We start from the raw sequence: 23,728 nt of genomic DNA, 5'->3' as shown, positions 1-23,728 counted from the left end.
ATTACATAGAATATTAATATTAAGTAGTAATATAAGTAATTTATTTTTTATAAAAGTTAATATAAATATCAATAGATGGGGGATCAAAATGATAAAGAGTAAAAACAGTTTAGAAGAATTACTAAAGGAGATGAAGAGCTTTACATATTATAAAGATAAGGATGAAATAGATGTCCAACTTAAAGAAAAAGATGGAGTTGCAATAAGATGCAATACACCAGGATATATAGAAATTAATATATTACAATATGATAAAGCAATCTCTTTCCTATACAGAGATAGGAAGTACATTAACCAATGTGTTTCCTTCTAAATTTAATAATTATACATAAAAGCATACTAAAGATTTAGTATGCTTTTATGTATAATTACTTACATTGTATAAGAAAGTAAAATTAAAATATTATAAGGGAGTGACGCATATATGCTTTGTGAAAGATGTAATAAGAATAGGGCAAACATTCATATTACTAAAATAGTAAATGGACATAAGTTAGAACAAAACCTTTGTGAAAAGTGTGCAAAGGAAGGTAGTGCCATAGGTTTTGGTAATGATTTAGAAGCTGAAAATTTATTTTCTTTTCCAAGTTTATTAGGCGGACTTGTTGATTATATAAGTAAAAGTCAAACAGCGCAATCACAATATAAGCAAGATTTGATATGTAAAAACTGTGGAACTTCATATAATGAATTTAAAAAAAATGGGTTATTAGGATGCAGTGTATGTTATGAGGAATTTTGTGATAACTTATTGCCTGTAGTGAAAAGAATTCAAGGTAATATAGAGCATGTGGGTAAATTACCGAAAAGTCAGGCAAAAGATATTGAAGATAGAAGGGTTTTGGTAAAATTAAAAGAAGACTTACAAAAATCTATAGCATTAGAAGAGTATGAAAAGGCGGCTGAGATAAGAGATAAAATAAGAAAAATAGAAAGAGAGGAATGGGAGGGATAATAAATGAAAAATTGGATAAAATCAGAAATAGAACAAGATGATATTATAATAAGTAGCAGGGTTAGATTAGCTAGAAATATAAAAGGAATACCATTTCCTCATAGATTGAATCCTTTAAAAAGTAAAGATATTATAGATAATATAGAAAATAACTTTAAGAAGGATGATTATAACTTTAATACAATAAAACTTTGGGAGAATAATGATTTTGATAATAGGATATATTTGGAAAAGCATCTAATTAGTAATAAACTTTTAGTCAATAAGGATAGAGCAGCTTTTATTACTAACAGTGATGAAACCATAAGTATAATGATAAATGAAGAAGATCATATAAGAATCCAAGCCATAAGTTCAGGTTTTAATCTCAAAGAGGTTTATAATCAGGCTTCTTTAGTAGACGATAAATTAGAAGAAAAACTGTCATATGCTTTTAGTGAAAAGTTAGGCTATTTGACATCATGTCCAACGAATTGCGGTACAGGACTTAGGGCATCTGTAATGATACATCTTCCTGCTCTTTCCATGGAAAAGGAAATGAATAAAATATTAAACTATTTAGCTCAATTAGGTATTACAATAAGGGGATTATATGGTGAAGGTTCGAAGATACAGGGAGATTTGTATCAAATTTCAAATCAAATAACTTTAGGACTTTCAGAAGAAGAAATAATTAATAATTTAACTGCTATAGTAGAACAGATAAAAAAGAGTGAGTTTACAGCAAGAGAAAAGTTATATACTAACTATAAATATGAATTACAAGATAAGATATTTAGATCTTTTGGCATATTAAAATCTTCAATTATTATGAGCTTTACAGAGATGTCAGAACTTCTATCAAATGTTAGAATGGGAATAGAACTTGGGCTTATAAATAATATCCCTCATAGCATAATAAACGAATTATTATTGAATTGTAGCCCTAGCTATATATCTAAAACTTTTAATGAAACAGATGAAAAATTTATTAATATAAAAAGAGCTGAAATCATAAAAGAAAAGTTAAAATTTTTATAGAGATATAACTCAGGAGGTGTTTTTTCTTATGATGTTTAATAAGTTTACAGAAAGAGCTCAGAGAGTTTTAATGAATGCTCAGCAATCAGCTGTAGAACTTAATCATGGATATGTTGGAACAGAGCATATCTTATTAGGATTATTACGAGAAGAGGATGGAGTTGCTAAATTATTTTTAAATAATTTCAAAGTAAATTATGAAGAAGTAAAAAATCTTATTGTAAAATACGAGGGTATAGGGGATATACCTATTTTAAGTAATGAGATTGCGCTGACACCAAGGACTAAAAGACTATTAGATATGAGTCTCTTAGAAGCTTCAAATTTAAAACATAATTATATATCTCCGGAGCATATACTTCTTGCGTTAATTAGAGAAGGTGAGGGGGTAGCATATACAATATTAAAAACTTTAAATATAGATTTTGAAAAACTAAGAATTGAAGTTATAGATTCCTTACAAGGCTACAATAATGGATCATCAAAGTCAGAGAGAAAAAGAACTTCAAATAAGACACCAACTTTAGATAAGTATGGTAGAGATTTAACTGATATGGCTTTAGAAGGGAAATTAGATCCTGTAATAGGAAGAGATGATGAAACACAAAGAGTTCTTGAGATATTATGTAGGAGGATTAAAAATAATCCTTGCTTGATTGGTGAACCTGGTGTAGGTAAAACAGCAGTGGCAGAAGGTTTAGCACAGAAAATATCACTTGGCAATATCCCTGAAATATTAAAGGATAAAAGAGTAGTTACACTAGATTTATCTTCAATGATAGCAGGATCAAAGTATAGGGGAGAATTTGAGGAGAGACTTAAAAAAGTTATGGAGGAGATTTATAAGGCAGGGAATATAATTCTCTTCATAGATGAGATTCACACAATTATAGGAGCAGGGGGAGCAGAAGGGGCTATTGATGCATCTAATATTTTGAAGCCTGCTTTAGCAAGAGGAGAAATTCAATGTATAGGAGCTACAACTATAGATGAGTATAGAAAGCATATAGAAAAAGATGCAGCACTGGAAAGAAGATTTCAACCAGTGGTCGTTGGAGAACCCTCAGTACAAGAGACACTTGAAATATTAAAAGGTCTTAGAGATAAGTATGAAGCCCATCATAGAGCTAAAATTACTGATGAAGCATTAGAAGCTGCAGTTTTTTTATCAGATAGGTATATTACGGATAGATATCTACCAGATAAGGCTATAGATTTAGTGGATGAGGCTGGATCTAAGGTAAGGATACAAAGTCTAACTGCACCACCGGATGTCAAGAATTTAGAGGCAGAATTAGAAAAAATAAATAAAGAAAAGTCTGATGCTGTGGCAGTTCAGGATTTTGAAAAGGCAGCTAGGTTTAGAGATAAAGAGGAAGAAATGAAAAAACAATTGGGCAATATTAAAAATAGTTGGGCGACTTTAAGTGAGTCTCAAGAAATATTGGTTACAGAGGAACATATAGCAAGTGTAGTTTCCAAATGGACTCATATACCAGTACAAAAGTTAACAGAAAAAGAGTCTGAAAAACTTCTCAATTTAGAAAATATACTTCATAATAGGGTAATAGGGCAAAATGAAGCTGTTAATGCTATTTCAAGAGCGGTTAGGAGAGCAAGAGTGGGATTAAAAGACCCGAAAAGACCAGTAGGCTCTTTTATATTTTTAGGTCCTACTGGTGTAGGTAAAACAGAATTATCAAAAGCTTTGGCAGAAGCTATGTTTGGTGATGAAAACAATATGATAAGAATTGATATGTCGGAGTATATGGAGAAACATTCTGTATCAAGGCTTATAGGTTCTCCTCCAGGATATATTGGCTATGAAGAGGGTGGTCAATTAACGGAAAAGGTTAGAAGAAAGCCTTATTCTGTGGTTTTATTTGATGAAATAGAAAAAGCTCATCCAGAGGTTTTTAATATTCTTCTCCAAATATTAGAAGATGGCATATTAACTGATGGTAAAGGAAAACAAGTTAATTTTAAAAACACCATAATAATAATGACTTCAAATGTGGGTGCAGCTACATTAAAAAAACAGAATACTTTAGGATTTGCATCTAGAAGTTCTACAGAAAGTGAACGAGAGTACGAAAAAATTAAAGAAAATATGATGGAAGATTTAAAGAGAAATTTTAGACCTGAGTTTCTAAATAGAATTGACGATATTATAGTATTCCATCCTCTAGGTGAAGATAATTTAAAAGAAATAGTAAAATTAATGTTAGATATGGTTATAAAGAAGGTAGAATCTAAGGAGATTTATTTACAATTTACTTCTGAAGCACAAAAACATTTAACAGAAGAGGGGGTACACTTAGAGTATGGAGCAAGACCTTTAAGGAGAGCTATAACTAAAATTGTAGAGGATAAGCTTTCAGAAGAGATATTAAGTGGAAATATAAAAAAAGGTGATAAGGTTGTTGTAGATTTTGAAAATAAGACTATAATATTTAAAGTTATAAAATAAGCTTTAATAGATTATTTTACTAAAGAATAGTCTCTTTAAAGGGACTATTCTTTTATTTAAGGTATAAAACATAGAATAATCGTACACTGATTAATTTAATTAATATAATATTAAATAAAAGCAATTATTTATTTAGAAATATTAAAAATCTATAGAAATAATTACATATAAAGTATATAATTTATCTTGTTGATAATAAACATTACTTAGGAGAGCTATGCAATGGCAAAAATTAAAACTAAATTTGTATGTCAAGAGTGCGGATATGAAACTTTAAAATGGCTCGGTAAGTGTCCAGAGTGTGGAAAGTGGAATACCATAACCGAGGAAAAAGAACAAAAACAGAGTACTAATTCTAGAGGAAGTATAAGAAGCAACTCGTTACCTAAGAGCATAATTAATATTAAATCTGGGGAATATGAGAGATTTAATACTAATATAAAGGAACTTAATAGAGTTTTAGGTGGAGGGCTAGTAAAAGGCTCTTTAACTTTAATATCAGGGGATCCAGGTATAGGGAAATCAACATTATTGCTACAAACAGCAGGAAATATAGCGAATGAATATGGAAAAGTTTTATATGTGTCTGGAGAAGAATCAGAAGAACAAATCAAAATGAGGGCTGATAGATTAAATATACATAGTGAGAATTTATTTGTATTATCTGAGACTAATATCGAAAATGTAGAATTTCAAATAGATCAAATTAAACCTGTGTTTGTAATAATAGATTCAATTCAAACTCTCTTCAAAGAAGCATTAACATCCGCTCCAGGAAGTGTTTCTCAAGTAAGGGAATGCTCTAATGATCTTATGAGAATTGGAAAGAGTAATAGCATACCTTTATTTATAGTAGCGCATGTCACAAAGCAAGGGGAATTGGCTGGTCCTAGAGTACTAGAACATATGGTAGATACAGTACTTCATTTTTCAGGAGAAAGAACTCAAGAATATAGGATATTAAGAACTATAAAAAATCGTTTTGGAACAACTAGTGAAATAGGTGTTTTTGAAATGAGAGGAGAAGGACTTATGGAAGTTTTAAATCCTTCCAAAGTGTTTTTAGAAGATACAAATTATAAAAAAGAAGGCTCTGCAGTTATTGGAATTGTAGAGGGTAGTAGACCTGTTCTTGTGGAAATACAAGCTTTAGTAAGTGAAACTAAAGCTATAATGCCAAGAAGAACCTCAGTTGGGGTAGATACACAGAGGTTAAATTTAATACTAGCGGTTTTAGAGAAAAAACTTAAAGTACCTTTTTACAATGCTGATGTTTATGTAAATATAGTAGGGGGATTAAATATAGATGGAACCTATGGTGACCTTGGTATAGCTATATCTCTTCTATCTAGTGTTAAAGATAAACCTATTATTCTGGAAAGGGCTTTAGTAATAGGAGAGGTAGGATTAACTGGGGAAATAAGACCAGTCGCTCATTGTGAAAAGATTGTTAATGAAGGTAAAAAATTGGGCTTTACAAATTTTATTGTGCCACAAAAGAATAAAATAAGTATAGATGATAACAATCAAATAAATATAATATATGTTAGTTCTCTTAGAGAATGCATAAGGAAAGTTTTTAATTAAAGGGTGAGTAATGTGAGATTAAAAAAAGATAAGGAACTTATGGATATACTTAGAGTTATGGCTCCAGGAACAGATTTAAGAGAGGGACTTGAAAATATTCTAAGGGCTAAGACCGGTGGACTTATAGTTATAGGTGATGGGGAAGAGGTATTGAGCATTGTAGATGGAGGTTTCAATATTAATGCCGAGTATTCTCCTGCATATGTGTATGAACTTGCGAAAATGGATGGCGCAATATTAATAAGTACAGATTTAAAAAGGATTTTATTTGCCAATACTCAATTAATGCCAGATCAATCACTTCAAACAGGAGAAACTGGAACAAGACATAGAACTGCAAATAGGGTGGCAAAACAAACAAGTGCCATTATTATTGCTATATCTCAAAGAAGAAATATAATAAGTCTTTATAAAGGAGATTTAAAATATGTAATAAGAGATACTAGTGTTATATTAGGTAAGGCTAATCAGGCTATCCAAACACTAGAGAAATATGTATCAGTTTTAGATAGAATAATGATAAATTTGAATTTACTTGAGTTTCAGGATTTAGTTACTTTGTTTGATGTAGTTACAGCCATACAAAGAATAGAAATGGTAATGAGAATAGTAGAAGAAATTGAAAGATACATATGTGAACTTGGAAATGAAGGAAGGCTAATATCAATGCAACTTAATGAATTAGTTAGAAATATAGAAGAAGAAGGAATGTTTTTAATTAGAGATTATTGTCAAAAAGATCTAGTTTACACGGATATTTATGTAGAGGTTCAAAAACTTTCTTCAGAAGAAATATTAAATCTAGAGATTCTATCAAAGGTATTAGGATATAATGGAGTACCTTTAGTGGATACATTAATATCTCCAAGAGGATATAGAATGATAAACAAAATTCCAAGAATACCTTCTAGTGTTATTGAAAATTTAGTTAAAAATTTTCATGAGCTTAAAAATATTGTTGAGGCTTCTTATGAGCAATTAGACAATGTTGAGGGGATAGGCGAAGCAAGAGCAAAGGCAATTAAAAATGGATTAAAACGATTAAGAGAACAATTTCTTTTAGATAGACAAATATAGCACAAGTGACTTGTGCTATATTTTAAATTTATAAATGTATAAGTTTTATACGTTACCTTAATGTATATTCTCCAAGGGTAACTATTTTATTAAGTTCTTTAATAAGTACATCGTAAAGGTTTATATCTATTAAATTACAAAGAGAAGTTATATAAAAAAGGTGATTTCCAAGCTCACTTTCAATTATATCCCTACAGTGATCACAAATTTCTCCATGTAAATGTGAATCTAAACTGATTTCTCCATTATCTAAAATATATTCTTGTTTTTTTGCAGTTATTTTTACACAACCACAATTTGTTACAGATTTGCAAACAGCTCTGTTAATTCTAGATTCAGACTCTTGAAGTTTGGTTAGAATATCTAATATACTTTTGTGTCTTATGAGACAATCAGATACTGAATTTTGAAATTCATCAAAAATAATATCTTTCAATAAAATCAACTCCCCTATAAAACTATTGTAGTCAATAACTAAAGAACAGTAAGTTGCAATTTCATATATTATGATAATGCAAATAGTATATTTTTCATAGGGGGATAAAGCTTGTTGAACAAAATATTAAAAAATTGAGTTTTTATTGAAATAGTTGATCGATTAATATATATTAAAATAAAAGCATAGTAAAACAAAAAATGTTAATAATTTTAAAGGAGGTGAAGTGGTTGCTAAAGAAAATTTTAAAAGTCCTGTTTACTTTAACTGGAGGAGTTACAGGATACATACTATCAGAACAAATTTTAAAAATGGAATTGATAAATAAAAATAATACACTGCTTTTTATAACTAATAATATGGCATATAAAGTTATATTTATGATATTGTTGTCTTTAGCATTTGCATTCATACTGTTTTTATTTTCACCTATTATTATTAATTATATTATTTCAGGTATAGAATATGTAGAAAGAATTCTACAAAAAAGGCCTGCTGGAGAAATATTATTTGGTACTGCGGGAGCAATAATAGGATTGATAATATCTACTTTATTTTTAAATCAACTTAAAACAGAATCAATATTATGGACCTTCTTAACAATTATAATAACCGTTATAGTTGTTGTAATATGTACAGATATAGCTGTTAGAAAAAGAGAGGATATATATAGTTTTTTTGTTAGCTTAAAGAAGACCAGTAGTTCAATTAAAGATAAAAAGAGCAAAAATAAGGGTACTTCTAAAGTGTTAGATACATCGGTGATTATAGATGGTAGAATACTTGATATATGTCAAACAGGTTTTGTTGAAGGTGTGCTTATAGTACCAGAATTTGTTTTAGAAGAGTTAAGACATATAGCAGACTCTTCTGATGATTTAAAAAGAACTAGAGGAAGAAGAGGATTGGATATATTAAATAAAATGCAAACTGAATTAAAACTTCCGTTAGAGATAAGTGAAACAGACTTTAAGGATGTTAAGGAAGTTGATAGCAAACTTTTAAAATTAGCACAATCTTTAAATGGAAAAGTAATAACTAATGACTATAATTTAAACAAAGTTGCTAAGTTTCAAGGTGTAGAAGTTCTTAATATAAATGAACTTGCTAATGCTATAAAGCCTATAGTGTTGCCTGGAGAAGAAATGAAAATCCAGGTAGTTAAAGATGGTAAAGAATCAGGCCAAGGCATAGGTTATTTAGACGATGGTACTATGATAGTGGTAGAGGGTGCTAAAAAACATATTGGTGAATTTATGGATGTCCAAGTAACATCAGTACTTCAAACAGCAGCTGGAAGAATGATTTTTGCTAAAAGAAAGAATAATTAGAAGGTGCATATAATGTTGAATTATGCAATTATACTTGCAGCGGGTAAAGGTAGGAGAATGAATAAAAATATAAATAAGCAATTTTTAAATTTACAACATAGACCTATTTTGTACCACACACTAAAAGTATTTGAATCTATTGAAGAAATTCACGGTTTAGTATTAGTTGCAAGTGATGAAGAAAAAGAATATTGTAAGAATGAAATAGTAGAAAAGTACAATTTTAAAAAGGTTAAGAATATCGTGTCGGGAGGAAATGAGAGGCAGGATTCTGTCTTAAATGGACTTCTTTGTTTAGAGAAGGAACCTTGTAATATTGTTATAATACATGATGGTGCTAGACCTTTTGTTACTGCTGAAATTATTAAAAGAGGAATTAGATATGCTAAGATGTATGGAGCCTCAGCATGTGGTGTTGGGGTTAAAGATACTATTAAAATTAAGAGTGAAGATAACTTTTCCGCTAAAACCCTAGATAGAAATATGCTATTTTCGGTTCAAACACCACAGTGTTTTATATATAATAAAATATTAGATGCACATAAACTAGCAAAAAAACAAGAAATTATTGTAACAGATGATACCTCTGTTATAGAATATATAGGAGATAAAGTTTACTTGTATGAAGGTAGTTATGATAATATAAAAATAACAACTCCTGAAGACTTAGTAATAGGAGAAAGTATATTGGAAAACTATACAAAATAAGATAACTTGTATAGTTTACAATTTTATTTATAATAAATAATACTTATATACAGGTAAAATAATTAATTGGACGTAATAGCTGTAGAATATTTATAACAAAGGAGTGGATTTAGTGAAGATATTTAATACTCTTACAAGAAAAAAAGAAGAGTTTGTACCTATTGAAGAAGGAAAGGTAAAGATGTATGTTTGCGGTCCTACAGTATACAATTTTTTTCATATAGGAAATGCAAGAACATTTATAATGTTTGATACTATTAGAAGATATTTAGAATACAGAGGATATGAAGTTGATTTCATACAAAATTTTACTGATATAGATGACAAGATGATAAAGAAAGCTAATGAAGATAGCATTACAATAAAAGAACTAGGTGATAATTTTATAAATGAGTACTATACAGATGCAGATAACTTAAACATTAAAAGAGCCACTATAAATCCTAGAGCTACTGAGTATATGAACGAAATTATATCCTTTGTTCAAGATTTAATAGTTAAAGGTTATGCTTATGAAGTTGATGGAGATGTGTATTTTGAAACTAAGAAGTTTCATGAATATGGTAAATTATCAGGACAAAATTTAGAGGAACTTCAGTCAGGTGCTAGAATTAGTATAGATGAGAGAAAGAAAAATCCAATGGATTTTGCTATATGGAAAAGTGCAAAACCAGAAGAACCTTACTGGGAATCACCATGGGGAAAAGGTAGACCAGGATGGCATATTGAATGTTCATGTATGTCACAAAAACTTCTAGGTGAAACTATTGATATACATGGTGGAGGCATGGATCTTACTTTCCCACATCATGAAAATGAGATAGCTCAAAGTGAAGGTAGAACTGGAAAATCATTTTCAAATTATTGGATGCATGTAGCGTATATAAATGTTGATAATAAGAAGATGTCTAAATCCTTAAATAATTTCTTAACAGCTAGAGATGCTTTAAAGAAATATGATTATGATGTAATAAGATTTTTTATGATGCAAGCGCACTATAGAAACCAACTGAATTTCAGTGAAGAACTTTTAGAATCTGCAAAATCTTCGGTAGAAAGAATATATAATACGATTTCAAATCTAGAGAGTTTAATGTTGGAAGTAGAAACTCAAAAACTAAGAGAAGAGGAAGCTAAAACTTTAAAATATATAGAAACATATAGAGAAAAGTATATTGAGAAAATGGATGATGATTTCAATACTGCAGATGGTATATCAGTAATATTTGATTGCATCAAAGAGATTAACACAAAGGTAGATAATAATTCATCTAAGGAGTTAATAGAAAGTTCTCTAAATCTTATAAGAGAAATGGGGCAACCTCTTGGAATACTTCAGAAATCTACCAAAGGTGATCTGGAAAAAGAAATAGAACAATTAATTGAGGAAAGACAAAAAGCTAGAAGAGATAAAAATTGGGCTCTTTCTGATGAAATAAGAGATAAGCTAAAAGGAAAAGGAATTGTTCTAGAAGATACGCCTCAGGGAGTTAGATGGAAAAAGATAAATTAGTATTGAGTAAAAATTTTAGTATGTATAAGAGAAAAAGAGATTATATAAGAATTATCTATATAATCTCTTTTTTTACACAAATAAAGCGAATGAAAATCATTTTCAATAAATATACTTTATGATATAATCTTTTCATTGGCAGAAATAATGTATTATCGCGGCAAACATTATTATAAAGCTATAAGGAGGCTAACTATGGCAAGATATACAGGGCCAAGATTTAAGTTATGTAGAAGATTGGGTGTAAATGTAACAGGACATCCAAAGGCAATGAAGAGAGCAACAAAGGAAAATAGTAGAGCAGGGAGAAAACTTTCTGACTATGGTAAGCAGCTTTTAGAAAAGCAAAAGATTAAAGCTTATTATGGGATTTTAGAAAAACAATTCTCAAGATACGTAGACAGAGCAATGAAGAGTAGAGGAGTTACTGGTGATGCACTTTTAAAAACTTTAGAGTGCAGATTAGATAACTTAGTATACAGAATGGGATTTGCTAATTCTATTAGACAATCAAGACAAATGGTTACTCATGGTCATATTCTTGTAAATGGTAAAAAGGTAGATATACCATCATTTGAGGTTGCAATTGGCGATGAAATATCATTAAGAGAGAAGTCTAGAAAAAATCAAATGTTCTCAGAAAATTTCCAGGAGCTTTCTAAATTTGCGGTTTCTTACATTGAGACAGATGTAAATTCATTTTCAGGTAAACTTATAAGATTACCTGAAAGAGAAGAGATACCTGTTGAAGCTAATGAACAATTAGTAGTTGAATTATACTCTAAATAATGTTTAGCTCATTTGCATAAACTGTTAACTAATTTATAAATTGTCGCAAAAATTGTTTTTACAATTACCGTATAGCCATGAAAAATATTAAATTAATCTCAATCCTACACATCCCCCCTTTTGAAAAAAAGGGGGATTTTTAATTTCTTCTTAACTTGACATACAGGTAAAAATAAACTATTGTAAGAATTAGGTTTATAAGAACATTATATTATAATCTGGGAGAAAAGTTTATGAATTTAAGTTTATTTGATACAAAATTAAGCAAGAGGGAAGCAGCTTTTTTAAATCCATTAGTTTTAGCATACATAGGAGATGCTGTATACGAAGTTGTAATTAGAGCATATATGATTAAAAATAACATGGATATGAATGCTCATAAACTTCATTTAAAAAGTATAGAATATGTAAAAGCAAAAGCACAAAGTGAATTTGTTAAAAAGCTTTTAGATGAATTAAATGAGGAAGAAATGTCAATATTTAAAAGAGCCAGAAATACTAAAAGTTATACTATTCCTAAAAATGCAGATCTTATAGATTATAAGATGGCAACAGGTTTTGAGGCATTAGTAGGATATCTATATATTACAGGCGAAGAAGATAGGTTAAAAGAACTACTAGATAAAATAGAGAAATAAAGGTTGAAGAGGTATATACATGATAAATAAAAAGAATAAGCAAAATAGAATTAAAAATAAGACAAAAGATAGTAATGTTAAAAATGAAAATAGAAAAGTGGATAATATAATTTCTGGAAATATAGTTGAAGGAAGAAATGCTGTAAGTGAACTTTTAAAAGGTGAAAAGACTATAGAATATATATTGATTTCTAAAGGTGAGATTAGCGGTTCTATAAAAAATATAATTAGGATAGCTAAAGAAAAAAAAGTTGTTATTAAAGAGGTTGATAAAAAGAAGTTAGATTCCATGTCTGAGACCAAAATCCATCAAGGTGTTATTGCAGTTACTACCGATTTTGAATATTCCACTGTAGAGGAAATTTTAAACTATGCTAAAGAAAAAAATGAAGATCCATTTATAATACTCTTAGATGAAATTGAGGATCCTCATAATTTAGGGTCTATAGTCAGAACTGCCGAAGTTTGTGGAGCGCATGGCATAATAATTCCTAAGCGAAGAAATGTAGGGGTAACACCAATTGTGTATAAAACATCGGCTGGAGCTGTAGAGCACATGAAGATAGCAAAAGTTACAAATTTGAATTCCTGCATAGATGAGCTGAAAAATAATGGCGTATGGGTTTATGGTACAGATATTCTAGGAAAATCATACTGTAATGAAGTAAACTATGAAGGGTCAGTAGCTATTGTGATAGGTAGTGAGGGAAAAGGTATGTCTAAACACACTAAAGAAAAGTGTGATGTGTTGGTTAAGATTCCGATGGTTGGTAGAATCAACTCCTTGAATGCTTCCGTGGCAGGGGGCATAGTTATGTATGAAATATTAAAACAAAAAATCAGCCGTGATAAAAAGTGAAAATAATCTTCGTAGATGGTTATAATGTTATAAATAGCTGGCCAAACTTATCTAAAATAAAAAAAGACAATTTTGAAGGAGCAAGACAGAAATTAATAGATATCTTGCAAAATTATGCTTCATATAAAGGGCATAAAATATTCCTTGTGTTTGATGCTCATCTTGTAAAGGGTGCGCTTGAGTACAAAGAAAGAATTGGTAATCTAATTATAATTTTTACTAAAAATGGAGAGACAGCTGATAGTTACATAGAGAGATCTGTAAATGAGGTTGGGAGAAAGTTAGATGTATGCGTTGTAACTTCGGATTCATTAGAACAACAATTAATATTTCAAAGAGGAGCAACTAGGAAGTCATCAATAGAGTTTTATCATGAAATAAACCAAATAAATAATAGAATTACAAACAAGATTAATTCAAACTATGCAGAGCAAAGGAATTTGATAGAAGATGAGTTAGAAGAGGACATTATAAATGTGTTAGAGAAAATAAGAAGAAGTGAATGAGTTATATTGACTAAAAAAATGTATGTTGTATAATGTAATTTGAATTCGTGTGTTGGTGTTGGAGGGATGGGTGTGAATAATTTGTTTAATTTTGTGGGACGGGATATGATGGAAAAACAATTTGAAAATATGTTAGATGAAGAAGTGGTTTTGGAAGCTAAAAATGGTGACAAATCTGCTCAAGAGTACTTAATAAATAAATATGAAAATTTTGTTAAATCAAAGTCTAAAGCATATTTCCTTATAGGTGCTGATAAAGAAGATATATATCAAGAGGGAATGATAGGCTTATACAAAGCTATAAGGGATTTTAAACCTGATAAATTAGCGTCCTTTAAGGCTTTTGCTGAGTTATGTGTAACCAGGCAAATAATTACCGCCATCAAGACTGCCACAAGACAAAAACATATACCACTTAATACATATGTATCTTTAAACAAACCTATATACGATGAGGAATCTGATAGGACTTTAATAGATGTTTTATCAAGTCTAAAGGTAACCAATCCTGAAGAACTTATTATTAGTAGAGAAGAAGTAAGCTCTATGGAAAAAGAGATAAGTGGAGTCCTTTCTGATTTAGAATTGGAAGTTTTGATGTCTTATCTTGATGGAAAATCATATCAGGAGATAGCTTGTGATTTAGATAGGCATGCAAAGTCTATTGATAATGCCCTTCAAAGGGTAAAAAGAAAATTAGAAAAATGTTTATTTAAAAAATGATTTAATTATTGACAAGAGTGAACAAAGGGAGTAAAATTAATAACTAGTTGTGATATAATTTAACTCATCTCTGTGTTTATATTAAAATATTAAAAAGGGCAGGATTACTCTAATAGAACTTAATATAAGCCCATGTAGCTCAGTCGGTAGAGCGTCACCTTGGTAAGGTGGAGGTCGTCGGTTCAATCCCGATCGTGGGCTCCAAGTGCTTTGTTTTTATATACAACACACCAGGATGAGTTTATTAAAAGAAAAATAACTTGTGTATTTTATATAAAAGGAGGAAAAAAACAATGTCAAAAGCTAAATTTGAAAGAAATAAACCGCACGTAAATATAGGAACAATAGGACACGTAGACCATGGTAAAACAACATTAACAGCAGCAATCACTTTAGTGCTAGCACAAAAAGGGTATGCAGAAGCATCAAAATATGATGAAATCGATAAAGCACCAGAAGAAAGAGAAAGAGGAATCACAATCAATACATCACACGTAGAATACCAAACAGACAACAGACACTATGCACACGTTGACTGTCCAGGACACGCAGACTACGTTAAGAACATGATCACAGGTGCAGCACAAATGGATGGAGCTATCTTAGTTGTATCAGCAGCAGATGGTCCAATGCCACAAACAAGAGAGCACATTCTACTAGCATCAAGAGTAGGGGTACAACATATAGTAGTATTCTTAAACAAAGCTGACATGGTAGATGATCCAGAACTATTAGAATTAGTAGAAATGGAAATCAGAGAATTATTAAGCGAATATGGATTTGATGGAGACGGTGCACCGATCGTAACAGGATCAGCATTAGAAGCAATAAACAACTTAGAAAATGATGAAAAGACAAAATGCATATTAGACTTAATGGATGAAATAGATGCATACATTCCAACTCCAGAAAGAGATACAGAAAAAGACTTCTTAATGCCAATAGAAGACGTATTCACAATCACAGGAAGAGGAACAGTTGTAACAGGAAGAGTTGAAAGAGGAATAGTAAAAGTTGGAGATGAAATCGAAATCGTAGGATTAAGCGATGAGTCTAAGAAAGTAGTATGTACAGGAGTAGAAATGTTCAGAAAGTTATTAGATCAAGCAATGGCTGGAGATAATATCGGAGCATTACTAAGAGGAGTACAAAGAACAGACGTACAGAGAGGTCAAGTACTTTCAAAACCAGGAACAGTAAAACCTCATAGAAAATTTGTAGGTCAAGTATACGTATTAAAGAAAGAAGAAGGTGGAAGACATACACCATTCTTTAATGGATATAGACCACAATTCTACTTCAGAACAACAGACGTTACAGGATCAATCCAATTACCAGACGGAGTAGAAATGGTAATGCCTGGGGATCACATTGATATGAATGTAGAATTAATTACAAAAGTAGCAATGGAAGAAGGATTAAGATTCGCTATAAGAGAAGGCGGAAGAACAGTAGGATCAGGTGTTGTTACTACAATAATCGAATAGTTAAAAAGTTTTATAAATAATATTGTAATTTATCTTTATTAATAGGACTGGTAAATTAACACCAGTCCTATTAAGAGTTAAAATAATCCAGAAGTTATACTACATAACAAATATCATAGTACTATACTTTGTTGACATGTGTATTAAGTTATGATAAATTATTTAAGTAACCTAGAAGAAAAACACTTTGTTCAAGGGTAGGAGGTGCAGCAAATGAGAGTTAAAGTAACATTAGCATGTTCAGATTGCAAGCAAAGAAACTATAGCTCAATGAAAAACAAGAAAAATAACCCTGAGAGAATTGAAATCAATAAGTATTGCAAGTTCTGTCATAAACATACATTACACAAAGAAACTAAATAGTTAACACTTTTCTTTGAATATTTTTGGGGATGTGAATATAATGTCTAATAATGAAAAAGGTAAAAATGAAATATCCTCTAACAACAAAGGTTTCATAAATTTTTTTAGAGGGCTAAAAGCTGAATTTAAAAGAATTACATGGGCCCCAAAAAAAGACGTTAAAAAGGCTACAGCAGCAGTTGTTAGTTTTTGTATTTTATACATGGTACTTGTAGGTACACTAGATGCTGTGTTTGTAAACTTATATAAGCTGATTTTTAAATAAGATTATTAGATATTCAAAGGAGGCAGGGACGGTTATCTAATGTAAACATAAAAGTCCCTTTTGATATGGATGAAAATAAAGTAAAATGGTATGTAGTTCATACATACTCTGGTTATGAAAATAAGGTAAAAGCTAATATAGAAAAAGTTGTTGAAAATAGAAGCTTACAAGAGTATATCTATGATATACAGGTTCCAGTGGAAGAACAAGTTGAATTAAAAGATGGTAAGAAAAAAGTTACTTTAAAAAAAGTTTTTCCAGGCTACGTAATGGTTAAAATGGTTATGAATGAGGAATCTTGGTATGTTGTTAGAAATACTAGAGGAGTCACAGGATTCGTAGGACCCGAGCCAAATAAACCAGTTCCCCTAACTGAAGAAGAAGTTAAAACAATGGGCATAGTTGAAAAGACACAAATAGAAGTTGACTTTAAAATAGGGGAAAGTGTTGAGATTACATATGGTCCATTAGAAAACCATGTGGCTGTTATCAAAGAAATAAACTTTGAAAAACAAAAAATAAAAGGTTTAGTTAATATGTTTGGCAGGGAAACACCTGTTGAACTTGAATTTAACCAAATAAAAAATTTAGAGTAAGGTACTTATATAAGACTTAAGTCTTATAATAAGTGGGAGGATGTAATAATCCGCATTACCACATTTCAGGAGGTGTAAACTCATGGCAAAAAAAGTTACAGGAATGATAAAGCTTCAGCTTCCTGCTGGAAAGGCAACACCAGCACCACCAGTTGGTCCAGCTTTAGGACAGCACGGTGTTAATATCATGGCTTTCACAAAGGAGTTTAACGCAAAAACTGCAAATCAAGCAGGAATGATTATACCAGTTGTTATTACAGTATATCAAGATAGATCATTCAGTTTTATACTTAAAACTCCACCAGCTGCAGTTTTAATTAAAAAAGCAGCTAAAATCGAAAGCGGTTCAGCTGAGCCAAACAAGAAAAAGGTAGCAAAGATTACAATGGCTCAAGTAAAAGAAATAGCTGAAATAAAAATGCCTGATTTAAATGCTTCATCTGTTGAAAGCGCTATGAAAATGGTTGCAGGAACAGCAAGAAGTATGGGTGTAGAAGTAACTGAATAAATTTAAATTTTATTCGTAAATTAATTTCGAAAAAAGTGGGAGGTAAAAACCGTTAATACCACAAAGGAGGACACTAGTATGGCAAAAAGAGGTAAAAATTACATAGAGAGTGCAAAGTTAGTTGATAAAAATGCTCTATATACACCAGCAGAAGCTTTAGAACTATCTATCAAAACTTCAAAGGCTAAGTTTGATGAAACAATTGAACTTGCAGTAAGACTTGGTGTTGACCCAAGACATGCTGACCAACAAGTAAGAGGTGCAGTTGTGCTTCCTCATGGAACAGGTAAAACTGTTAAAGTGTTAGTTTTTGCTAAAGGTGAAAAAGCAAAAGAAGCAGAAGCATCAGGTGCAGATTATGTAGGAGCTGAAGAACTAGTTGAAAAAATTCAAAAGGAAAACTGGTTTGATTTTGATATAGCTGTTGCTACACCAGATATGATGGGATTAGTAGGTAGAATCGGTAGAGTTCTTGGACCTAAAGGTTTAATGCCTAACCCAAAATCAGGAACAGTTACATTTGATGTTGAAAAAGCTATAAAAGACATCAAAGCTGGTAAAGTTGAGTATAGAGTTGATAAAACTGCTATAATCCACGTTCCAATAGGAAAAAAATCTTTTGGAACTGAGAAGTTACAAGATAACTTCAAAGCTTTAATGGAAGCTGTTATAAAAGCTAAACCATCAGCTGCAAAAGGACAATATGTTAAATCAGTAGCAATTTCAAGCACAATGGGACCTGGAGTAAAGGTTAACCCAGTAAAGGTCCTTGAATAAAATATATTGACTTAATTATAGAAATCTGATATAATGATTTCTGTTGTGAAAAGAGAATAAAGCTTATTCCGTAGACCGTAGGTGCTTAAAGTATAATGAGGTTACTCGCCTACCGAGGAAGAATTATATATATGTATATATAGTCTCTTCGTGTCTACGGAGAGACTTTAATTTTTATATAAGTAAAACTGTGAGGAGGTGGCACACAGTGTTAAATAAAAACAGACAATTAAAAGAAGCAAAGGTTCAAGAAATTAAGGGCAAGTTAGAAAAAGCTCAAGCAATCATCCTTGCAGATTATCAAGGGTTAAACGTTGAAGAAGATACTGAGCTAAGAAAACAATTAAGAGAAGCAGGCGTTGAATATAAGGTATACAAAAACACTTTAACTACATTAGCTTTAAAAGAGTTAGGTGTAGAAGGGTTAAATGAACACCTTGCAGGACCAGTTTCTATGGCTATAAGCTATGAAGATCCTACAGCACCAGCAAGAATCTTAAATGATTTTGCTAAGAACCATAAGAAGTTAGAATTAAAAGCAGGTATTGTTCAAGGCGAAGTTTACGATGTAAACAGCATAAAAGAACTTGCAACAATTCCTTCAAGAGAAGTTTTACTTGCAAAACTTCTTGGAAGCTTCAAAGCTCCACTATCAAACTTAGCGTACTTATTAAATGCTATTAAAGAGAAAAAAGAAGGCGAAACAGCTGAATAGTTTTTAGAAAATTTGGAGGTGTATTTATAATGACAAGAGAAGAAATGATTCAAGCTATAAAAGAAATGAGCGTTATGGAATTAAACGAATTAGTAAAAGCTTGCGAAGAGGAATTCGGAGTAAGCGCAGCTGCACCAGTAGCAGTTGCAGGAGCAGCAGGAGCAGCAGCAGGAGCGGCTGAAGAAAAAACTGAATTTGAAGTAGTATTAGCTAATGCAGGTTCACAAAAAATCAAAGTTATAAAAGTAGTTAGAGAATTAACTGGATTAGGCTTAAAAGAAGCTAAAGACATCGTTGATGGCGCACCTAAGACTTTAAAAGAAGGTATAGCTAAAGAAGAAGCTGAGAAAATGAAAGCTCAATTAGAAGAAGTTGGAGCTACAGTTGAATTAAAATAATAAAATAGGCCAAAAGGGCACTTTGTAAAAAGTGCCCTTTTTTAAAACTTGTTTATTTGACATTATTTATTCTCCATGGTAAAATAAATAATTGCATTGATTTATTAAAGAACGGTAAAAAATATACAATATATATACTTAAGTGGAAATAAGTAATGTACAATTGAATTTGTTACATTATTTTGGATATAATAGAGAAGATGAAGTTATACTTATATAAACAAATAAATTTTTGCCTATTTTACTTTAAACAAGGAGTGAAAGCCCATGGTACATCCTGTCCAAGTTGGTAAAAGAACCAGAATGAGCTTCTCAAAGGTTAAAGAAGTAACTGATATGCCTAACTTAATAGAAGTTCAACTTAATTCTTACAAATGGTTTTTAGAGGAAGGATTAAAAGAAGTATTTGATGACATTAATCCAATTCAAGACTATACTGGGAATTTAGTTTTAGAATTTGTTGATTATAGTTTAGAAGAAGAAAATGTAAAATACTTAGTAGAAGAATGTAAAGAGAGAGATTCAAACTATGCAGCACCATTAAAAGTTAGGGTAAGGCTTCGTAATAACGAAACTGGAGAAATTAAAGAACAAGAAGTATTTATGGGAGATTTCCCACTAATGACAGAGCAAGGAACATTTATAATAAATGGTGCAGAAAGGGTTATAGTAAGCCAATTAGTAAGGTCACCAGGTTCTTACTATAATTACACTGTGGATAAAACAGGTAAAAAGTTATATTCAGCTACTGTAATACCAAATAGGGGAGCATGGCTTGAATATGAAACAGACTCAAATAATGTAGTGTATGTTAGAATTGATAAAACTAGAAAATTACCTATTACTATATTAGCTAGAGCTATGGGATATGGTAGCGATAATCAACTTGTAGATTTCTTCGGAGAAGAAGAAAGATTAAGTGCTACAATTGAAAAAGATAACACTAAAACTGAAGAAGAAGCATTACTTGAGATATATAAGAGATTAAGACCAGGAGAGCCACCAACAGTAGAGAGTGCAAAATCTCTTATAGATGTATTATTTTTTGATGCAAAGAGATATGATTTGTCTAGGGTTGGTAGATATAAATTCAATAAGAAATTATCTATAAGCCAGAGAATAATGAACAATATTGCAGGTGAAAATATTGTAGATCCGAAAACTGGAGAAATTCTAGTTGAAGAGGGAATAAAAATCTCAAGAGAGATGGCTTTTAAAATACAAAATTTAGGTATAAACAAAGTAGAAATTAGAATTGAAGACAAGAACATAAGAGTTATTGGAAATAACTTTGTTGATATAAATGCTCACGTGGATTTTGATATCTCTGATTTAAATATAAAAGAGCTAGTTCATTATACTACTTTAAAAGATATATTAGATAATTTCACTGAAGAAGATCAAATTAAGGATGAAATTAAAAAGAATATAAGTAAATTAGTTCCAAAACATATTATAAAAGATGATATATTAGCCACAATAAGCTATGAATTAGGATTAGCATACGAAATTGGTGAAATAGATGATATAGACCATTTAGGAAATAGAAGACTTAGGTCTGTAGGTGAATTATTACAAAACCAATTTAGAATTGGTCTTTCAAGGATGGAGAGAGTAGTTAAAGAAAGAATGACTATTCAAGACCAAGAAGGAATTACTCCACAAGCATTGATAAATATAAGACCGGTTACAGCATCTATAAAAGAGTTCTTTGGAAGTTCACAGTTATCGCAATTCATGGATCAAACAAATCCTTTGTCGGAGTTAACTCATAAAAGAAGACTATCTGCATTAGGACCGGGTGGATTATCAAGAGAGAGAGCAGGATTTGAAGTAAGAGACGTCCACCATTCTCATTATGGAAGAATGTGTCCTATAGAAACTCCTGAAGGACCTAATATAGGACTTATTAACTCATTAGCTACTTATGCTAAAGTTAATGATTATGGATTTATTGAAACTGCCTATAGAATTGTAAAAGATGGAAGAGTAACTGATGAAATTAGATACTTTACTGCAGATGAAGAAGATGGTTATTTAGTGGCTAAGGCTAATGAAATATTAGATGAAGATGGATATTTCATAGATAAAAAAGTAGCTATTAGAGATAAGGAAGAGGTTCTAATAGTACCTAGGGAAGAAGTAGACCTAATGGACGTATCTCCTAGACAAATAGTATCTGTAGCTACAGCTATGATACCTTTCCTTGAAAACGATGATGCCAGCCGTGCATTAATGGGATCTAACATGCAACGTCAGGCAGTGCCATTACTTAAACCAAGTGCACCAATAGTAGGAACTGGTATTGAAAATAAGGCAGCGGTAGACTCAGGGGTTTTACCTAAAGCTAAAAATGCTGGAGTTGTGGAATACGTAAGTGCTAATGAAGTTAGAATTAGAAGAGATTCAGATGGCGCTGTAGATACATATAAACTCCTTAAATTTAAGCGTTCTAACCAAGGTACATGTATAAATCAAAGACCACTAGTTAGCAAAGGCGATGTATTAAAGGCAGGAGATGTAATAGCAGATGGACCATCTACTGATTTAGGAGAAATCGCATTAGGTAAAAATATAATTATAGGATTTATAACATGGGAAGGATACAACTATGAGGATGCTATGTTGGTATCTGAAGAGTTGGTTAGAGATGATATATTTACTTCTATTCATATTGAAGAATATGAAGCAGAGGCAAGAGATACTAAATTAGGACCAGAAGAAATTACTCGTGATATACCTAATGTTGGCGACGATGCCTTAAAGGACTTGGATGAGAGAGGAATTGTAAGAATAGGTGCTGAGGTTAGGGCTGGAGATATATTGGTTGGTAAAGTTACACCTAAGGGTGAAACAGAACTTACAGCAGAAGAAAGATTACTAAGAGCTATTTTCGGCGAAAAAGCTAGAGAAGTAAGAGATACATCTTTAAGAGTACCACATGGAGCAACAGGTATAATAGTAGATGTAAAAGTATTTACAAGGGAAAATGGAGATGAACTTCCTCCTGGAGTAAATAAACTTGTAAGATGTTATATAGCAGAAAAGAGAAAAATATCTGTAGGAGATAAGATGGCTGGAAGACACGGTAATAAAGGTGTAATTTCTAGGGTGTTGCCAGTCGAAGATATGCCTTTCCTACCAGATGGAAGACCAGTTCAGATATGCTTAAACCCATTAGGGGTTCCTTCTCGTATGAATATTGGTCAGGTTTTAGAGGTTCACCTTGGATGGGCAGCTCATCAATTAGGATGGCACATAGCAACTCCTGTATTTGATGGAGCTTCAGAGGATGATATAGCAGAACATCTTATTAAAGCAGGTTATAATGAAGATGGTAAAACTGTATTATATGATGGAAGAACAGGAGATCCATTCGACAATAAAGTAACTGTAGGTATAATGTATATCTTAAAACTTCACCATTTAGTTGACGATAAGATTCACGCAAGATCTACAGGACCATATTCATTAGTAACTCAGCAACCACTTGGAGGTAAAGCACAATTTGGAGGCCAAAGATTTGGTGAGATGGAAGTTTGGGCTTTAGAGGCTTATGGTGCTGCATATACTCTACAAGAAATACTAACAGTGAAATCAGACGACGTGGTAGGTAGGGTAAAAACATATGAGGCAATAGTTAAAGGTGAAAATATACCTGAACCAGGAGTTCCTGAATCATTTAAAGTTCTTATAAAAGAACTTCAAGCCCTATGTTTAGATGTAAAAGTACTTGATGATTCATATGATGAAATAAAAATTAAAGAGTTTGCAGCGGATGAGTCAGAAGACTTAGATGTTAATATCGAAGGAAAAGAAGATTCAAACTATGTTCCACCAGTAGAAGAAAATATAGAAGCTAATGTGGAATCTAATGAAGAATCTAATGTCACATCAGAAGAATCAGATGAACAATTTGAATATGATGATGATATATCTTTTGATAACCTTGACAATGAATTAGAATTAAATGATATAAATGATGAACACTAGTCTGAAGGGAGGAT

The 23,728-nt window shown here is 31.2% G+C and carries 24 protein-coding genes, 1 tRNA gene and 1 other annotated feature; of the genes, 24 read left to right on the top strand and 1 reads right to left on the bottom strand.

Features of this window, described 5'->3' with window-relative positions; all coding sequences use genetic code 11:
* The first annotated feature begins 88 nt into the window (after positions 1 to 88).
* The 6 genes from FGL08_RS11870 (at position 89) to disA (ending at position 7,109) form a co-directional block, all read left to right on the top strand.
* The gene (locus tag FGL08_RS11870) at positions 89 to 313 is read left to right on the top strand and encodes a hypothetical protein (protein WP_138210995.1); all 225 of its coding nucleotides are present in this window, start codon (positions 89 to 91) and stop codon (positions 311 to 313) included.
* 111 nt (positions 314 to 424) lie between these two features.
* On the top strand, positions 425 to 955 hold the full coding sequence (locus FGL08_RS11865) for a UvrB/UvrC motif-containing protein (RefSeq protein WP_138210994.1): 531 nt from the start codon (positions 425 to 427) through the stop codon (positions 953 to 955).
* A 3-nt stretch (positions 956 to 958) separates the two neighbouring features.
* Positions 959 to 1,975 carry a protein arginine kinase gene (locus tag FGL08_RS11860; RefSeq protein ID WP_138210993.1) on the top strand — a complete coding sequence of 339 codons (1,017 nt, stop codon included), beginning with the start codon at positions 959 to 961 and terminating at the stop codon, positions 1,973 to 1,975.
* Between the two features lie 28 nt (positions 1,976 to 2,003).
* Positions 2,004 to 4,445 (top strand): ATP-dependent Clp protease ATP-binding subunit, encoded by a 2,442-nt coding sequence (locus FGL08_RS11855; protein WP_138210992.1) that lies wholly within the window; start codon positions 2,004 to 2,006, stop codon positions 4,443 to 4,445.
* A 222-nt stretch (positions 4,446 to 4,667) separates the two neighbouring features.
* The gene (radA, locus tag FGL08_RS11850; protein WP_138210991.1) at positions 4,668 to 6,032 is read left to right on the top strand and encodes a DNA repair protein RadA; all 1,365 of its coding nucleotides are present in this window, start codon (positions 4,668 to 4,670) and stop codon (positions 6,030 to 6,032) included.
* 12 nt (positions 6,033 to 6,044) lie between these two features.
* Positions 6,045 to 7,109, top strand: coding sequence for a DNA integrity scanning diadenylate cyclase DisA (gene disA / locus FGL08_RS11845; protein WP_138210990.1), 1,065 nt, complete (start codon positions 6,045 to 6,047; stop codon positions 7,107 to 7,109).
* 52 nt (positions 7,110 to 7,161) lie between these two features.
* Here disA and FGL08_RS11840 read toward each other — a convergent pair whose 3' ends face one another.
* Positions 7,162 to 7,545 carry a nucleoside triphosphate pyrophosphohydrolase family protein gene (locus tag FGL08_RS11840; protein ID WP_138210989.1) on the bottom strand — a complete coding sequence of 128 codons (384 nt, stop codon included), beginning with the start codon at positions 7,543 to 7,545 and terminating at the stop codon, positions 7,162 to 7,164.
* 230 nt (positions 7,546 to 7,775) lie between these two features.
* Here FGL08_RS11840 and FGL08_RS11835 point away from each other — a divergent pair, with 230 nt between their 5' ends.
* The 18 genes from FGL08_RS11835 to rpoB all read left to right on the top strand — a co-directional run bounded on the left by FGL08_RS11835 (position 7,776) and on the right by rpoB (position 23,714).
* Entirely contained in the window at positions 7,776 to 8,876 is a 1,101-nt protein-coding gene (locus FGL08_RS11835; RefSeq protein WP_138210988.1) for a PIN/TRAM domain-containing protein, read from the top strand.
* Between the two features lie 9 nt (positions 8,877 to 8,885).
* Positions 8,886 to 9,584 (top strand): 2-C-methyl-D-erythritol 4-phosphate cytidylyltransferase, encoded by a 699-nt coding sequence (ispD, locus tag FGL08_RS11830; protein ID WP_138211337.1) that lies wholly within the window; start codon positions 8,886 to 8,888, stop codon positions 9,582 to 9,584.
* A 112-nt stretch (positions 9,585 to 9,696) separates the two neighbouring features.
* The gene (cysS, locus tag FGL08_RS11825; protein WP_138210987.1) at positions 9,697 to 11,097 is read left to right on the top strand and encodes a cysteine--tRNA ligase; all 1,401 of its coding nucleotides are present in this window, start codon (positions 9,697 to 9,699) and stop codon (positions 11,095 to 11,097) included.
* A 195-nt stretch (positions 11,098 to 11,292) separates the two neighbouring features.
* Positions 11,293 to 11,886, top strand: a complete 594-nt coding sequence (gene rpsD, locus FGL08_RS11820) for a 30S ribosomal protein S4 (RefSeq protein WP_138210986.1) — start codon at positions 11,293 to 11,295, stop codon at positions 11,884 to 11,886.
* Between the two features lie 233 nt (positions 11,887 to 12,119).
* Complete coding sequence (locus FGL08_RS11815; RefSeq protein WP_138210985.1) at positions 12,120 to 12,524, top strand: Mini-ribonuclease 3; 405 nt, start codon at positions 12,120 to 12,122, stop codon at positions 12,522 to 12,524.
* 19 nt (positions 12,525 to 12,543) lie between these two features.
* Positions 12,544 to 13,383, top strand: a complete 840-nt coding sequence (rlmB, locus tag FGL08_RS11810) for a 23S rRNA (guanosine(2251)-2'-O)-methyltransferase RlmB (protein WP_138210984.1) — start codon at positions 12,544 to 12,546, stop codon at positions 13,381 to 13,383.
* Positions 13,380 to 13,889, top strand: a complete 510-nt coding sequence (locus FGL08_RS11805) for an NYN domain-containing protein (protein WP_138210983.1) — start codon at positions 13,380 to 13,382, stop codon at positions 13,887 to 13,889. The genes rlmB and FGL08_RS11805 overlap by 4 nt, the downstream gene beginning before the upstream one ends.
* Before the next feature lie 105 nt (positions 13,890 to 13,994).
* Positions 13,995 to 14,612 (top strand): RNA polymerase sporulation sigma factor SigH, encoded by a 618-nt coding sequence (sigH, locus tag FGL08_RS11800; RefSeq protein ID WP_243118020.1) that lies wholly within the window; start codon positions 13,995 to 13,997, stop codon positions 14,610 to 14,612.
* Between the two features lie 128 nt (positions 14,613 to 14,740).
* A tRNA-Thr gene (locus FGL08_RS11795) sits at positions 14,741 to 14,816 on the top strand.
* An 89-nt stretch (positions 14,817 to 14,905) separates the two neighbouring features.
* The gene (tuf, locus tag FGL08_RS11790; protein WP_138210969.1) at positions 14,906 to 16,099 is read left to right on the top strand and encodes an elongation factor Tu; all 1,194 of its coding nucleotides are present in this window, start codon (positions 14,906 to 14,908) and stop codon (positions 16,097 to 16,099) included.
* A 213-nt stretch (positions 16,100 to 16,312) separates the two neighbouring features.
* Complete coding sequence (rpmG, locus tag FGL08_RS11785) at positions 16,313 to 16,462, top strand: 50S ribosomal protein L33 (protein ID WP_138210981.1); 150 nt, start codon at positions 16,313 to 16,315, stop codon at positions 16,460 to 16,462.
* Between the two features lie 40 nt (positions 16,463 to 16,502).
* On the top strand, positions 16,503 to 16,727 hold the full coding sequence (gene secE, locus FGL08_RS11780; protein WP_138210980.1) for a preprotein translocase subunit SecE: 225 nt from the start codon (positions 16,503 to 16,505) through the stop codon (positions 16,725 to 16,727).
* Positions 16,728 to 16,792: 65 nt separating this feature from the next.
* The gene (gene nusG, locus FGL08_RS11775; protein WP_138210979.1) at positions 16,793 to 17,323 is read left to right on the top strand and encodes a transcription termination/antitermination protein NusG; all 531 of its coding nucleotides are present in this window, start codon (positions 16,793 to 16,795) and stop codon (positions 17,321 to 17,323) included.
* Between the two features lie 82 nt (positions 17,324 to 17,405).
* Positions 17,406 to 17,831 (top strand): 50S ribosomal protein L11, encoded by a 426-nt coding sequence (gene rplK, locus FGL08_RS11770; protein WP_138210978.1) that lies wholly within the window; start codon positions 17,406 to 17,408, stop codon positions 17,829 to 17,831.
* A 78-nt stretch (positions 17,832 to 17,909) separates the two neighbouring features.
* The gene (gene rplA, locus FGL08_RS11765; RefSeq protein WP_138210977.1) at positions 17,910 to 18,608 is read left to right on the top strand and encodes a 50S ribosomal protein L1; all 699 of its coding nucleotides are present in this window, start codon (positions 17,910 to 17,912) and stop codon (positions 18,606 to 18,608) included.
* A 50-nt stretch (positions 18,609 to 18,658) separates the two neighbouring features.
* Positions 18,659 to 18,788 (top strand) — a sequence feature (ribosomal protein L10 leader region).
* A gap of 28 nt (positions 18,789 to 18,816) precedes the next feature.
* The gene (gene rplJ / locus FGL08_RS11760) at positions 18,817 to 19,323 is read left to right on the top strand and encodes a 50S ribosomal protein L10 (RefSeq protein ID WP_138210976.1); all 507 of its coding nucleotides are present in this window, start codon (positions 18,817 to 18,819) and stop codon (positions 19,321 to 19,323) included.
* Between the two features lie 29 nt (positions 19,324 to 19,352).
* Positions 19,353 to 19,721 carry a 50S ribosomal protein L7/L12 gene (rplL, locus tag FGL08_RS11755; RefSeq protein WP_138210975.1) on the top strand — a complete coding sequence of 123 codons (369 nt, stop codon included), beginning with the start codon at positions 19,353 to 19,355 and terminating at the stop codon, positions 19,719 to 19,721.
* A gap of 267 nt (positions 19,722 to 19,988) precedes the next feature.
* On the top strand, positions 19,989 to 23,714 hold the full coding sequence (rpoB, locus tag FGL08_RS11750) for a DNA-directed RNA polymerase subunit beta (RefSeq protein ID WP_138210974.1): 3,726 nt from the start codon (positions 19,989 to 19,991) through the stop codon (positions 23,712 to 23,714).
* The last annotated feature ends 14 nt before the right edge of the window (positions 23,715 to 23,728 follow it).

The sequence above is a fragment of the Hathewaya histolytica genome, assembly GCF_901482605.1.
Classification (GTDB): Bacteria; Bacillota; Clostridia; order Clostridiales; family Clostridiaceae; genus Hathewaya; species Hathewaya histolytica.
The sequence above is the reverse complement of the archived record's forward strand: the minus strand, read 5'-3'. Positions and strand labels throughout refer to the sequence as shown.